The organism is Salipaludibacillus sp. CF4.18 (genome assembly GCF_051262595.1).
GTDB lineage: Bacteria > Bacillota > Bacilli > Bacillales > Salisediminibacteriaceae > Salipaludibacillus > Salipaludibacillus neizhouensis.
In genome coordinates this window covers 13357-27774 of sequence record NZ_JBIMEV010000016.1, presented here as the reverse complement: position 1 = coordinate 27774, position 14418 = coordinate 13357, and the positions used below count along the sequence as shown (strand labels likewise).

The 14418-nt window shown below is 38.2% G+C and carries 11 protein-coding genes; 9 read left to right on the top strand and 2 right to left on the bottom strand.

Annotated elements, in window-relative coordinates:
• Window positions 1-171: 171 nt before the first annotated feature.
• From ACHABW_RS11895 to ACHABW_RS11875, 5 genes are all read left to right on the top strand, one after another.
• Window positions 172-786, top strand: a complete 615-nt coding sequence (locus ACHABW_RS11895) for a response regulator transcription factor (protein WP_435755515.1) — start codon at window positions 172-174, stop codon at window positions 784-786.
• A 440-nt stretch (window positions 787-1226) separates the two neighbouring features.
• On the top strand, window positions 1227-2984 hold the full coding sequence (locus ACHABW_RS11890) for an ABC transporter ATP-binding protein (protein WP_435755514.1): 1758 nt from the start codon (window positions 1227-1229) through the stop codon (window positions 2982-2984).
• Window positions 2981-4993, top strand: coding sequence for an ABC transporter ATP-binding protein (locus ACHABW_RS11885; protein ID WP_435755513.1), 2013 nt, complete (start codon window positions 2981-2983; stop codon window positions 4991-4993). Before ACHABW_RS11890 ends, ACHABW_RS11885 begins: the two co-directional genes overlap by 4 nt.
• A gap of 921 nt (window positions 4994-5914) precedes the next feature.
• Window positions 5915-6676, top strand: a complete 762-nt coding sequence (locus ACHABW_RS11880; RefSeq protein WP_435755512.1) for a YheC/YheD family protein — start codon at window positions 5915-5917, stop codon at window positions 6674-6676.
• Between the two features lie 443 nt (window positions 6677-7119).
• Complete coding sequence (locus ACHABW_RS11875) at window positions 7120-7851, top strand: urease accessory protein UreH domain-containing protein (RefSeq protein WP_435755511.1); 732 nt, start codon at window positions 7120-7122, stop codon at window positions 7849-7851.
• A gap of 3 nt (window positions 7852-7854) precedes the next feature.
• Here the strand turns inward: ACHABW_RS11875 and ACHABW_RS11870 are convergent, their stop codons facing one another.
• On the bottom strand, window positions 7855-8406 hold the full coding sequence (locus tag ACHABW_RS11870) for a transcription repressor NadR (protein ID WP_435755510.1): 552 nt from the start codon (window positions 8404-8406) through the stop codon (window positions 7855-7857).
• Window positions 8407-8428: 22 nt separating this feature from the next.
• On the bottom strand, window positions 8429-9559 hold the full coding sequence (locus ACHABW_RS11865; RefSeq protein WP_435755509.1) for an IscS subfamily cysteine desulfurase: 1131 nt from the start codon (window positions 9557-9559) through the stop codon (window positions 8429-8431).
• Window positions 9560-9653: 94 nt separating this feature from the next.
• On the opposite strand from ACHABW_RS11865, the gene nadB reads away from it, so the two are divergent.
• The 4 genes from nadB to ACHABW_RS11845 all read left to right on the top strand — a co-directional run bounded on the left by nadB (window position 9654) and on the right by ACHABW_RS11845 (window position 14417).
• Complete coding sequence (gene nadB / locus ACHABW_RS11860; RefSeq protein ID WP_435755508.1) at window positions 9654-11177, top strand: L-aspartate oxidase; 1524 nt, start codon at window positions 9654-9656, stop codon at window positions 11175-11177.
• The gene (gene nadC / locus ACHABW_RS11855; protein ID WP_435755507.1) at window positions 11143-11997 is read left to right on the top strand and encodes a carboxylating nicotinate-nucleotide diphosphorylase; all 855 of its coding nucleotides are present in this window, start codon (window positions 11143-11145) and stop codon (window positions 11995-11997) included. Before nadB ends, nadC begins: the two co-directional genes overlap by 35 nt.
• The gene (nadA, locus tag ACHABW_RS11850; RefSeq protein WP_435755506.1) at window positions 11987-13087 is read left to right on the top strand and encodes a quinolinate synthase NadA; all 1101 of its coding nucleotides are present in this window, start codon (window positions 11987-11989) and stop codon (window positions 13085-13087) included. Before nadC ends, nadA begins: the two co-directional genes overlap by 11 nt.
• A gap of 178 nt (window positions 13088-13265) precedes the next feature.
• Window positions 13266-14417, top strand: coding sequence for an acyl-CoA dehydrogenase family protein (locus tag ACHABW_RS11845; protein WP_435755505.1), 1152 nt, complete (start codon window positions 13266-13268; stop codon window positions 14415-14417).
• Window position 14418 lies beyond the last annotated feature (1 nt).

The window sequence follows — 14418 nt, the reverse complement described above, 5'->3', positions numbered from 1 at the left end:
GTTTGTTGAACAATGATTAATTGTTACAATTCGGTGAACGATAAAGAGGCAAACAAGACTTATCATAGCTGTGTTTATCTAGTAATAGGCTAAGTTTAAGCTGGGCTTTTCTCGAGAGAGTCTAAGTCTTTGCTTCTTAGGCAAAAAGTAATTTAATCAGGAGGTATATGCATGAGAATTCTTGTCGGTATGTCTCATGAATTAAAGCGGTATGGATGTATTCAATTGTTAAAAGATGTGACTTCGATCGAGTACATGGTTAGTGCCGCTAATACGGAAGACTTTATTGATTCCTTACAAAAATATACGTTTGATTTTATCGTGATTGATTCATCATTATATGAAGAAACAGGGATACAAGCAATTGTTTTGCAATTAGAAAAGCAGCCGGATGCTAAGTGTGTCTTTCTGTTAAAGGAACCTTTACAACTTGTGAATGACCTTTTTTTTAGTAAGGTGATAGATGGTATCGGTTATGAGAAAGCAGATTTAGGGGAACTGATGAGATTTTTTCAACAAGTACTAGAAGGAGAAAGAATATCACTGAATTGGAATCAAAAAGTACGTGTTTTTTCGGAGGATTGGAAGCCATCGAATGAGTTAACGAAACGGGAAGAAGAAGTATTTTACATGAAGATTCGGGGTTTTACCGTAAAAGAAGCAGCAGAAGTTTTGAAAATATCAGAAAAAACGGTTGAAAATCATCGTAGAAATATTCGAAAAAAATTAAATATCAAAAAAAACAGTGAGTGGGTTCAATGGGGGAAAAAATTGGAAATGATTTAAAAATGGTTGACGATGATGTTGCGCTAGTGCTAAGATTAATTTGGAAATAATAAACAGTTCAGAAAGGGGAGTTATCAGCATGATTAATAATAAGACATTATCTCATCCAATTTCATACATCGATCCCATCCATGCTGTTAAGTTTGAGACTCCAATTTAACTCTATAACGCGCATACTCAATCTAACGATTATACGCACGGTATACATGGATATGTGTATCGTGCGTTTTTTAATGGACATTACTGTAAAATAATGGATTTTAAAAAACGTATGAGCCTTGCTCTATACGTTTTTTTATATGTTATCTAGGGCAGCAGACTAATGAAAATGGAGGGAAAAGGATGGTTAATAGGAAAGTATTTAAACGTATCAAGGTGACACCAGAGGAAGCGACAGGGAGCGGCTAGTGTAGAAAAATAGAAACGGGAAGTGATCGGATATGTTTTCAGTATTAAAGAAATTAACATGGTTTTTCAAGCAGCACAAAAAGAGGTATATTCTTGCAATCAGTTTATTAATTTTTGCTAGTTTACTAGAGGTTATACCGCCAAGGCTTATCGGGATGGTTATTGATGACGTGCATCAAGGACAAATGACAGAATGGATGTTACGTAATTACATCATTTTATTTATTGGATTAATGCTAGTTATTTACCTGATCACCTACACATGGATGCGTCAGCTTTTTGGTGGAGCAATTATTATTGAAAGGACACTTCGAACGAATTATATGAATCATTTAATGAAGATGACACCAACATTCTACGAGAAAAATAAGACTGGTGACTTAATGGCCAAGGCCACGAACGATTTAAAAGCGATTTCCTTAACAACAGGGTTTGGAGTCTTAACGTTGATTGATGCGACCGTGTTTTTAGTCATTATCTTGTTTACGATGGGTTTTCTCGTGAGTTGGAAACTTACAATAGCCGCGTTTCTCCCACTGCCGATTATGGGTTGGTTAATGAAGAGGTACGGAAAAGTTATCCATGAACGCTTTATTAAAGCGCAAGATGCTTTCGGGGATTTAAATGATCAAGTATTAGAATCCATTTCTGGCGTAAGAGTAGTCCGAGCGTTTGTTAAAGAAAAGGATGATCGGCAGCAATTTGGACAGATTACGAATCAGGTCCTTGAGAAAAACATTCAAGTAGCAAAAATTGATGCACTTTTTGAACCAACGATCAAAATACTAGTTGCTTTCAGTTACGTGATCGGACTTGGCTATGGTGCATTGCTCGTGTTTCGAAGCGAAATTACTTTAGGACAGTTGATATCTTTTAACATTTACTTAGGTATGCTCATATGGCCGATGTTCGCTTTTGGAGAGTTAATGAATGTGATGCAGCGTGGGAATGCCTCGATGGATCGTTTAAAAGAGACATTTACGTATGAACCGGATGTTCAAAATGGTGAGGCTGCCCAATCAAGTGTTATGCCAACATCTATTGAGTTAAAGGATCTGTCCTTTTCTTATCCACTAGCGAAAACAGATGTTTTGAAGAATATTCATATTTATATTCCGCGTGGCTATAATGTGGGGATAGTTGGAAAAACCGGGAGTGGGAAGACAACATTTTTCAAGCAATTACTAAGAGAATACCCAATCGATAGTAATAAATTGTTTATTTCACAACTCTCAATTGAGCAGATTTCTTTAGACACATTGAAAAACTGGATCGGTTATGTACCGCAAGATCAATTTTTGTTTTCAAAGACGATAAGAGAAAACATATTATTTGGTTTTCCCGATGCTGATGAGATCGATTTAGCACGAGTAATGGAACATGCCTCAATTACAGCTGATATAGAGACATTTTCTGATGGTATCGAAACGTTGGTAGGGGAAAAAGGAGTGTCTTTATCTGGTGGACAGAAACAACGAATAGCCATTGCGAGAGCATTAATCAAAGATCCGCAAATACTTTTACTCGATGACGCTTTATCAGCAGTAGATGCAAAAACAGAGGCAACCATCGTTCAAAATATTCGCAAGGAACGTGCTGGCAAAACAACGTTTATTACCGCTCATCGTATGTCAGCGGTTCGGCATGCTGATTTGATTTTAGTAATGGAAGACGGCCAAGTAAAAGAAGCTGGAACTCACGATGAACTAATGCTTCAAAAAGGGTGGTATGAAAATCAGTTTACAAAACAACAAATGGAAAATAGTTCAACGGAGGTGCATGCAAGATGAACGTAGGGAAAAGGCTTTTTAACTATGCTCTCCAAGCGAAGCGAACAATTTTAGTTGCCCTTCTGTTTTTATCTATTGCAGCGGCTGCGGAATTAACAGGGCCTTTTATTGCAAAAACGATGATTGACAAACATATCATGGGAATTGAGCAACCTTGGGTGGAACAAGAGGATGGCGACGTAGTATATAACAACCGAGAATTTACTCGTAGTGACCGAATGGAAACGAAGTGGTCAGAGAGCGAGGAAGTAAATCTTCTCCAAATTGGTCTAACGTATTATTTTGTTGATGAGGCGATTGCCTTTGATGGGGAAAGAACATATGAAAATGGTGTACTGACCATTGAGAGGGGCGACGATCAAAACAGTTATGAGGCTACGCCAATGACTCAGCAAGAAATATATCTTTTTTTTCAACAGGAAGTAGCTTTCATTATGATGCTTCTGGGGGGATATTTAGTTTTAATCATAATCTCCGCTATATTTCATTATTATCAGAGTCTATGGTTACAAATATCAGCAAATCGCATTATTAAAAGAATGCGGGAAGATGTGTTTGCAAAAATCCATGAACTTCCTATCGAATACTTTGATAAGCAGCCTACTGGTAAAATTGTTGCAAGAGTGACAAATGATACAGAAGCAATTCGTGAGCTGTACGTCCGTGTTTTAGCTACTTTCTTTACTAGTATCATTTATATGACAGGAATTTTTATTGCGTTATTTTTATTAGACACTCGTTTAGCTTGGGCAACGCTTTTAATAGTCCCGATTTTGATACTTTGGATGATATTTTATCGGAAGTTTGCTGGAAAATACAATCGCGTCATTCGTGAAAAAATTAGTGAAATTAATGGGTCAATTAATGAAAACATTCAAGGAATGCCAATTGTGCAAGCCTTCGGAAGAGAGAAAGAAGTAGCCGTTGAATTTGAAAAACTTAATGAAGAACATTTCAAGTACAATAATAAACTGCTTTCTTTGAACGCAATGACTTCGTTTAATTTGCTGAATCTTGTTCGAAATATCGCTTTTGTTGCACTTATTTGGTATTTCGGAGGGGGATCATTAGGAGTTGGTATGGTCATCAGTCTTGGAGTCGTTTATGCTTTTGTTGATTACATTAATCGTCTGTTTGAACCGGTTAATGGTATTGTCAACCAATTGGCACAGCTAGAGGAAGCGAGAATTGCCGGCGAACGAGTATTTAAACTGATGGATGAACCAGGCACAGAATTATTAGAAAGTCATCGACCAAGGTTTCATGGAGATGTGCAATTTGAAGATGTTTCATTTGCTTACAAAAAAGATGAGTATGTATTGAAAAATATCTCATTCTCGGCTAAAAGAGGGGAAACCTTTGCCTTTGTAGGACATACAGGCTCAGGAAAAAGTTCAATTATGAATATTTTATTTCGCTTTTATGATCATCAAAAAGGTACCATAAAAGTTGATGGCATTGATATTCATTCCATGACTAAACAAGAATTAAGAGAGCATATGGCTATCGTTCTCCAAGACCCATTTTTATTTACCGGCACGATAGCAACGAACGTTAGTATGAATGATGCATCCATTTCCCGCGAACGAATTATGGATGCACTTGAAAAGGTTGGTGCCCGTGAGCTGTTAGATGGCTTACCGAATGGATTGGATGAAGAGGTGAAAGAAAAAGGAAGTACGCTATCGGCAGGCCAACGCCAACTGATTTCATTTGCAAGAGCACTAGTTTACGATCCACCTATATTAATACTCGATGAAGCAACTGCGAACATAGATACGGATACGGAAGAGTTAATCCAACAGGCTTTAGATGTCGTAAAAGAAGGAAGAACAACCTTTGTTATTGCTCACCGACTTTCCACTATCCGCAAGGCTGATAAAATATTCGTATTAAACAGAGGGGAAATCGTTGAACAAGGAGATCATGATGCGTTGATGCAGCAAGAAGGAAGATACTACCATATGTATCAACTGCAGAAAGGGACGAGGAAAGATTCTGCAAGTTAAACAGAGGGAATGAATTTTACTTTTTCAGCCAGGCAACATCAAAACAGGTAATATCATTCTGGATGAGTGGAATAAGCATACAGCTGGCCAAGGCAGCAATCCAGAAGGAACCACAGCGGATGAGACATGCCTGTTCTGGTTGGCGGTAGTATTGATGATACGATAGATAAGAATGTTTTGAAAATTAAAGAAGCGAAGTCATTCGATACAGGCATTAAGGTACTTACGAAACTGTGAATAAATAATAGATACGTATTGGATTGCAAATGGCATGGATTGTTTTTGAGATAGATTTCAGGAGGTGTTCTCTTGGATTCTATCTCATTTTGTTAGTAGGATTAATTGCCATATACAATCTATCACAATCGTATTCCATCAAAAGTCACAAGACCAGGATTTACTTTTATCTCCCCCATATCCCTACCCCACTAGAGATGTTATTTTCCTGCAACCGTGCAAGTACATTCTTTATATTCTTAGGCATCGGCAAAATCCACCAAACTTCGGGCGGTGACAGTATCCCCGCTAAATAACCAAAATCACTTAAAATAAGCACTTAGCCGGTTCGTATTCCACCCCAATCTCATTTACTACTTGTATAACAGAAGAAAGGCAGGTGAGGAATAATGGGTTTCAGAAAAGGGATGAAGACAAAGGGATTCAAAAAAGGAAAGAAGAAAATTTCTAGAAAGAAATATTATTGTAAGAAACTTTAACACGAGTAAGTGGGTAAAAAGGCTTTAAAATGGGGGGGGGTAACCTAAGGGTTAAATGACCCCCATCCCATTATATAAATAGACATAACCCCCTATTATACTAAGAAAAACATTCCTGTAAATCTAATAGTATTTCAAGAATCTACCTAGCTCAATGAATGACGGAGACAAACAACATAATAGATTAAAAAAGAGAGGATAAGCGATGAAAGTAAGAAAAAGTAAGTGGCGAATATACCAAATATTAAAAGAAAACACGGATTTAAATATAAACCTGCCAAAAACTAAACAATTTAATAAAAAGAATTTAGAGCAATTATTAAATAAATATAAAAAAGTAATGTTAAAACCTTGTCGTGGAAGCCAAGGTCGTGGAATTATAAAAATATCTATACTGCCCAATGGAACATTCAAGGTAGAATTTGAGAATTACTACTTTATAATTAAAAAGAAACAGCGCCTCATTCAACTTTTGACCAAAAAAATTGGCACTCGTAAATATATTGTTCAACAATATATTCCTTTAGCAACGATCAATAAGCGGGCTTTTGATATTCGAGTAATGTTGCAACGCAGTAGACATTCAAAATGGACGATATGGACAATAACTGGAAAGGCTGCAAAAGTTGCGTCTCCTGGCTATGTGGTTACTAATGTTGCAATAAAAGTATTAAAAGTAAGTCAAGCAATAAAAATGTCTTCTCTAAAAAATAAATCTCCTAAAAAGTTACTATCTAAAATAAATAGCGTATCTCTCCAAACCATTGAACAGTTCACCCTTAATTCAAACAAGGAATATTCGACTATTGGCCTAGATATCGGTATAGATAAAAAAGGGGATGTATGGGTTATAGAAGTGAATCAAAAAAATCCATCCATATCTCTTTTTCGTTCATTAAAAGATCAAACAATATACCGCAGAATAAAAACGTATAAAAAGAGATGGAAACGCAAAAGTAAACATTAGTACTTCACAAAGAATGTGTTTTATAAGTGTGAGCTGATAAGCTCTTCGGTTACTTCACAATTTAGATTGGTCATTGGTCTGCAACGGTGTTTGCAACTACATCATGATCACGTAATATGTGGTAACAAAGGAAAGATTTCCATGGGCTTTTAAAGTGGTGGATTATAATTTTAGGTTCTCGACAAGAGGCAGTTTTATGCTAAACTCACTCTAAGAGGATTTCAAAAAATATACTCTTTGTTTTTGAAAATATACTCTAGGAAAGGCTGCTTTTCTACAAGATTTATAAGTTTACAGCTATCTTTACGCCACGCGTGTCAAGGGAAACCCACCCTCCTTTCGGGTAGCACCTACACGGACTACGTAGGTGCTACCCGGGGTGGCGAAAGATAACGATGTATTTAAGAAAAGACGCTACGCGTTTTTCTCAGGGGGATATCTTTATGTATGATTACATTGATAGTATAAGTCAATTTTTGCGAGAACCATTTATGAACGCGGCAAATAGTGTGGAGTCTCTTCCATTGCTGTTTGCGTTATTATTAGGATTAGTAGGAGCTTTAGCCCCTTGTCAGTTTTCTGGGAATGTAAGTGCTATTACATTATATGGAACGAACTCTTTGAAAAAGGGAATCTCCTGGTCTGATACGCTTTTTTATGTCTTGGGAAAGATAGTTGCTTTCTCGGCATTGGGGTTAGTTGTAGTACTTTTAGGCCAGGAATTTCAACGGCAACTTCCTCTGTTTTTTGAACCAATGAGAAAGGTGCTTGGACCCGTTCTTATCCTTATAGGTTTATATATGATAGGTTTTTTTGCGATGAAATGGAATGTACAGTTATGGAAACCAAAACATGGAACAACCCGACAACGTGGGAAGTGGGGAGCTTTCATGCTTGGTTTTAGTTTTTCTCTAGGTTTTTGTCCAACCATGTTTATTCTCTTTTTTGTATTGCTTATGCCATTAACTTTGACAACTAGCTATGGGGTAGTCATGCCGAGTGTTTTTGCAATCGGCACCTCTATACCATTTCTATTTGTTATCTTTGTTATTTGGTACCTCGGTTTAGGGGGAGCGATATTGAAAAAAGGGCGTAAAATTGGTTTTTTCGTTCAACGTTTAGCAGGGTCATTTATGATCTTTATTGGCATTATTGATATTCTTACTTTTTGGTAATAATCAGTGTTTTGTGTTGTCTGTCAATAAAAACCCTGCTTGATCCATGGCTCTTTCAGCATCATCCAAATCTTGTTCTGATTTAGCCTCAAGTGTGTGAAGGTGGATTCCATCGGTTAGCTCGGACAAGTAACTAGCATTAGTTTTCTGAATATTTTTTATGAATTGATAAACTTCCTTTCTATTACTGACCATGACACTGGCCGTTAAATCTCCATAAATCGGATGTTCCACTTTCACATCTCTTACGAGCACCCCTTGATCTACAAGGATAAGAAGTTCCTGCTCTGTATCTTCCGGTCGATGATAACTAGGGACGATCCGAGTGATTGCATGTTCGTTGGCGTTATCCTCGGTTAATACGTACCCTTGGCTCGTTGCTAAAATGGGTATATTTTTCGCTTTTAATAGCGAAATATCCTGAACAATCACCTGGCGACTGACATTTAAATATTCTGCCAACTGTCCTCCGGTCAACGGAATATTGTCTTGCCTCAATAAAGAAATAATTTCTTCGCGGCGTTCGTCCCCAAGCCACTTTTTCTTTGATTTCATAGATTGTATGCCTCCCAAAAAATTATTCCTTTGATATTTCCAGTATTTTTGTTGCTGTAATGCTGAGATCCTGTTTTGTTGTATGTTTCCCGAATGAGATACGGAAAAAACGCAATCGGTCTTGTTCACTAAGATAAATGCTATTCATGGCTGATGATGCGTCAAATTCCTCTGATTGACAAGCACTTCCAGTAGAAATACAGATATTATGTCTGTCTAGCGATAACATCATATATTGTCCCTGAATCCCTTTGATAGAAATTCCAATAATCCATGGAAGTTGATTAGACTTTAAAGGATGTCCCTCAATCCGAAGCTTGTCACCTAACGGAGCTATCGCGCTTATGAATCCCTCGCGTAGACTCCAAGCTTGTATTCGTCTATCCTCCAATTGTTCATGAATATCAACGGAAGCTTGTGTAAAGCTGGCAATTCCCGGGATATTTAGCGTGCCAGGCCGAAAACCCTGTTGGTGAGAGGTTAAAGGACGTATTTTAGACCAATTCACTTTATTAGAGAGAAAAACGGCTCCAACACCTTTTGGTCCATAAATTTTATGACTTGATATAGAAATGGCGTCAACAGAAAAAGCGGGTGTATTGATAGGGATTTTTCCAAACGATTGCACACAATCACTATGAAAGATGATCGCACATTCTTTAAACCAATCTCCCAATTGTGCTAACGGTTGAATGGTACCAATTTCCGCATTGACATGTTGAATCGATGCCAGAAAAGTATCATTTCTTGTCGCTTTTTTTACTTCTTCGATGTCAATGAGTCCGTGGTGATCAACCGGCAAATAGGTAACCTCCACCCCTTTTTCCTCAAGCTGGTGAAAAAAAGAATGAACAGAAGGGTGTTCAATGGATGAAGTAATCACGTGATTTCCTTTATGTTTGTTTGCTAGATATAGACTCTCTAAAGCTAAATGGTTCGACTCTGTTCCTCCGCTTGTAAAATAAATTTCGTCAGATTGACAATCAAGAAGGGTCGCTAACTGACGTTGACAAGTAGTTAGTAGCTGGTTGGCAACCTCTCCTGGTTCATGGAGACTGCTCGTATTGGCAAAAAAGGAATCATTTGCTTTTATCCAAGTATTTACTGCGTTTTCTGAGATAGGAGTCGTTGCTGCATGGTCTAAATATATCATAAAAATCACCTTTTCTTAAAATGTCTTGTCATTAGTTTAATTTTATGTAAATATAGGTGTCAAGACACATGTAAAGATTAAGGTGATTTATTTGATGAAAACAGATGTTTTAATTATAGGTGGTGGATTAGCTGCGATGATGGCTGCTTCTAAACTTGTCGCAGATAAACAAGTAACGATGGTTTTAAAAGGGCGAAAAACAGAGGGGAACTCCTGGAGAGCACAAGGAGGTATCGCTGTTGCTCTTAGTGAAGAGGATTCACCAACTCTCCACATGGAGGATACGTTACATGCTGGCTGTTTTCAAAATAACCGCGCACTAGTAGATATATTAGTTAATGAAGGACCTAAGCGACTGAAATGTTGGATATACAACGGATTATTATTTGACAAAACATTAGGTGGCAGTTTTTCTCTTGGAAAAGAAGGGGCCCATAGTCAACGGAGAATCGTTCATGCGGGTGGAGACCGAACAGGAGATCGTACGATGACTTATTTTTCTGGACAATTACGTGATAAACTTCACATGAAAGAAAACTGTATTGTCATCGATCTTATTATTGAGAAAGACGCATGTATCGGAGCACTCATACAAGATGAACAGGGTGATACACAAGAACTCTATGCAGACCAAACTATTTTGGCAACTGGAGGCTTAGGAGGATTGTTTCAGGAATCCAGTAACGATGAAACGATTACAGGAGACGGTATCGCTTTAGCTTACCGGGCTGGTGCAAGATTACTAGACTTAGAATATATTCAGTTCCACCCAACGCTCATTGTATCTAATCATAAAGTGATCGGTTTAGCCTCAGAGGCACTGCGAGGTGAGGGAGCGAAGCTCGTAAACTCCGAAGGGGAACTAATCATGAAAGACAAACATCCTTTAGGAGATTTAGCTCCGAGAGATGTTGTGGCAAGAGTTCTTTATTCACACATTGAAAAAGGAAATGATGTTTATCTTGATATTACGGATGTCCAAAAAGTCGATGAACATTTTCCACAGATTAAAGACATGTGTGTGCGCAACGATGTCGATTGGGAAGGGAAAAGGATTCCTGTCCGTCCAGGGGCACATTTCCATATGGGAGGTGTGCAAACAGATGAGTACGGGAGAACGAGTGTACAAAATCTTTTTGCGGTAGGCGAAGTAGCTGGTAGTGGTGTTCATGGAGCGAATCGATTGGCTAGCAACTCTTTGCTAGAAGCAATTGTATTCGGGGAAAGGGTGGGAGAATGGATCAGCGGGTTACCGCAAACCTATGATCGATTGCCTTCTAAATCTGTTCAAACCTCTGAAAACTCTTTGAAGTGCCTTCTTCCTCCCAAAAGTGACATAAGAAAACAGGTGACAAATGCATTAGGTGTGGTGAGAACGGAGAAAAAATTACTGGAATTCCTTAGTTGGCTTGAATCTTATCAAATAGAAAAGTATCAATCTATTACTAGAAATGGCTGGAGTAAAAAAGAGTTGGAGCGAAGTAATATGATGCTTACGGCTTTTTTGATTGCCAAAGCTGCTTTAAATAGAAAAAAAAGTATAGGTGCTCACTTTATGCAGAGCGAAGAGGAGAGAGTAGAACATGAATCAGCTTTTATTAAAGCAACAGTTATCTAATTTTTTACAAGAAGATATTGGTTATGGCGATCAAACATCTCAAGCAATATTTGAAGATGAGTGGGGAGAGGCCGAATTTTTAGCGAAAGAGCCAGGAATTTTTTGTGGAGAGAAAGTTCTTCAATCGATCTATGAATTAGTTTCGGGAAAGATTGAACTTACACTTTTGAAAAGTGACGGTGATTTACTTGAATCCGGAGAAATTTTTGCGAAGGTATCCGGTCCAATCGTTGACCTCTTAAGTACAGAAAGGGTGGCTTTAAATCTGATACAACGATTATCTGGTATAGCTACAAAAACCGCGGTATCGGTTTCCAAAGTGAAGGAGACAGAAACAAAAATATGTGACACAAGAAAAACAACCCCCGGTCTGCGAATGTTGGAAAAGTATGCTGTAAGGTGTGGAGGAGGTTGGAACCACAGATTCGGTCTGGATGATGCTATCTTGATTAAAGATAATCATATTACCCAAGCAGGATCGGTTACAAGAGCTGTGACAAAAGTGAAGCAGTCTATTGGTCATATGAGAAAGATTGAAGTTGAGATAGAAAATTTGCTTCAACTAGACGAAGCAATTAAAGCAGGCGTTGACGTGATTATGTTGGATAATTGCTCTGTTGAAGAAGCAACGACTTGGTGCAAAATGATTCCTTCCCACATCACAACAGAAGTTTCCGGGGGAATGACGGAAGATCAATTAGAAGCTTATGCAAAAGCAGGGGTAGATTACATTTCTATGGGGGCGTTAACTCATTCTGCAACAGCATTAGATATTAGCTTTAATGTATCCGTAAAGGAGGGAGTTACAAATGCTTCTTAATGATATATTTCAAGAAGTTCAGCCACAACTACCTGATAAGTATAAGGAAGCGACCGATAAAGAGTTGATTGAAAAAGCATGGGAGCTAAAGAAGTACTTCGGTAAAGACTTATTCATACCTGGTCATCATTATCAGCGGGACGACGTTATTCAATTTGCTGATGCCACAGGTGATTCCTTGCAATTAGCCCAAGTTTCAGCGGACAATACGGAAGCATCTTACATTATTTTTTGTGGTGTTCACTTCATGGCGGAAACGGCAGATATACTAGCAAATGAAAATCAACGGGTAATATTACCGGATTTACGTGCTGGCTGTTCTATGGCAGACATGGCGAATAGAGCACAGACTGAAAAAGCGTGGGAAAAGCTGACAAGTATTTATGGGGACACCATCATACCTATAACCTACGTTAACTCTTCTGCAGAAATAAAAGCATTTGTTGGTCGACACGGTGGTGCTACGGTTACTTCGTCAAATGCAGAGAAAATGCTGCATTGGGCTTTTTCACAGAAAAAAAGAATTTTATTTTTACCTGATCAACATTTAGGCAGAAATACCGCTTATGATATGGGTATTTCATTGAACGAAATGGTCGTATGGAATCCGCACAAGGAAGCGATGGAAGAAGATGTATTAGATCCTAAAATGATTCTTTGGAAAGGCCATTGTTCCGTTCATGAAAATTTTAGAATCGATCATGTGTGGTCCTTACGGGAAAAAGATCCTGAGAGAAAAATTCTTGTGCATCCAGAGTGTTCATGGGAAGTCACGCAAGCGGCTGATCTAGCTGGATCTACCCGTTTCATTATCGAACAAGTAAAGCAAGCACCTAAAGGGACGAAATGGGCTATTGGAACAGAAATGAACCTTGTGAAACGTTTAATAAAACAATTTCCTGACCAGTCAATTGTCTCTTTAAATCCAGAAATGTGTCCTTGTTTAACGATGAATCGAATTGATTTACCGCATTTAGTGTGGGCCCTTGATGAGTTATATGAGGGAAGAATACCAAATCAAATACGTGTTGACCACCAAGTCGCACAAGAGGCTAAACTGGCGATAGATCGAATGCTAGTTAATGTTTAAAGAATATTTCGGTAGCACCTGACTATCCGTCATAGGTGCTACTAAATTAGTTTTACAATTCTGAATTTAATGATTATAATTATAGTAGGTATAGATCTAATCTGAACGATTACAAAGTCAGATTAGGTTTTTTCTGTATAGTAATGAAAGCCCTTACATTTATTGGAGGAGTGATGGATTGGATTTTTCATTTACTAAAGAGCAGGAAATGGTTCGGGAAATGGTGCGTGATTTTGCGCAAAAGGAAATAGCTCCAATTGCAGATGAAATTGATCGGACGGGAAGATTTCCAATTGAAGTTTTCGAGAAAATCGGTAAGCTAGGCCTTTTAGGAATTCCTTTTCCTGAAAAATATGGGGGAGCGGGAGGCGATACGACTTCCTATATTTTAGCTGTTGAAGAAATAGGGAAAATTTGCGGTTCTACCGGATTAAGTTTTGCAGCTGCGGTATCTCTGGGTGCTTCGCCTATTTATGCTTTTGGTACAGAGGAACAGAAACAACAGCATTTAATTCCCTTGGCTAAGGGGGAAAGTTTGGGTGCATTTGGATTAACGGAACCAAATGCAGGATCAGACGCGGGAGGAACGAAAACAAAAGCTGTATTTAGGAGAGATAGGTATGTAATAAATGGCGAAAAATGTTGGATTACTAATGCGAGTTTTGCAAGAACTGTCATTGTTACAGCAGTGAATGGAATCGATGAACAAGGTAAAAAGAAAATATCTGCATTTATTGTGCCTACCGGAACGAAAGGTTTAACAATAAAAAGTAATTATCAAAAAATGGGCGTAAAGGGATCAAATACGACTGAGTTGGTGCTTAAGGATGTCGAGGTTCCGACAGAAAATATTCTCGGTGACCCCGAAAAAGGGTTTCACCAATTTTTGTCTACATTAGATGGTGGCAGAATTTCGATTGCAGCATTGGCATTAGGAATAGGAAGAGCAGCATATGAAGCAGCTTTGAAATACAGTCAGGAACGAAAACAGTTTAATAAACCAATAGGCAGCTTTCAAGCGATTCAATTTAAATTAGCGGATATGGCGATGGAACTAGAAGTTGCGAGCAATATAATTTATAAAGCAGCGTGGTTAAAAGACAACAATAAACCATTTAAAAAAGAAGCAGCGATGGCAAAACTTTTCGCGTCGGAAGCCGCTACCAGAACATGCAACCAATCTTTGCAAATTCACGGAGGCTATGGCTACATGAGAGAATATCGGATTGAGCGGTATTTACGAGATGCAAAGTTAATGGAAATAGGGGAGGGAACTTCTGAAATCCAACGGTTAGTCATTGCCCGGGAAATAGGATGTCCAAGGTCGTAAG

Bases quoted from the DNA above. Each gene is read 5' to 3' on its own strand.
- ACHABW_RS11895 (WP_435755515.1), top strand. From the start codon at position 172: ATGAGAATTCTTGTCGGTATGTCTCATGAATTAAAGCGGTATGGATGT.
- ACHABW_RS11865 (WP_435755509.1), bottom strand. From the start codon at position 9,559: ATGATATATTTAGACCATGCAGCAACGACTCCTATCTCAGAAAACGCA.
- nadB (WP_435755508.1), top strand. From the start codon at position 9,654: ATGAAAACAGATGTTTTAATTATAGGTGGTGGATTAGCTGCGATGATG.
- ACHABW_RS11890 (WP_435755514.1), top strand. From the start codon at position 1,227: ATGTTTTCAGTATTAAAGAAATTAACATGGTTTTTCAAGCAGCACAAA.
- ACHABW_RS11875 (WP_435755511.1), top strand. From the start codon at position 7,120: ATGTATGATTACATTGATAGTATAAGTCAATTTTTGCGAGAACCATTT.
- nadA (WP_435755506.1), top strand. From the start codon at position 11,987: ATGCTTCTTAATGATATATTTCAAGAAGTTCAGCCACAACTACCTGAT.
- ACHABW_RS11885 (WP_435755513.1), top strand. From the start codon at position 2,981: ATGAACGTAGGGAAAAGGCTTTTTAACTATGCTCTCCAAGCGAAGCGA.
- nadC (WP_435755507.1), top strand. From the start codon at position 11,143: ATGAATCAGCTTTTATTAAAGCAACAGTTATCTAATTTTTTACAAGAA.
- ACHABW_RS11880 (WP_435755512.1), top strand. From the start codon at position 5,915: ATGAAAGTAAGAAAAAGTAAGTGGCGAATATACCAAATATTAAAAGAA.
- ACHABW_RS11870 (WP_435755510.1), bottom strand. From the start codon at position 8,406: ATGAAATCAAAGAAAAAGTGGCTTGGGGACGAACGCCGCGAAGAAATT.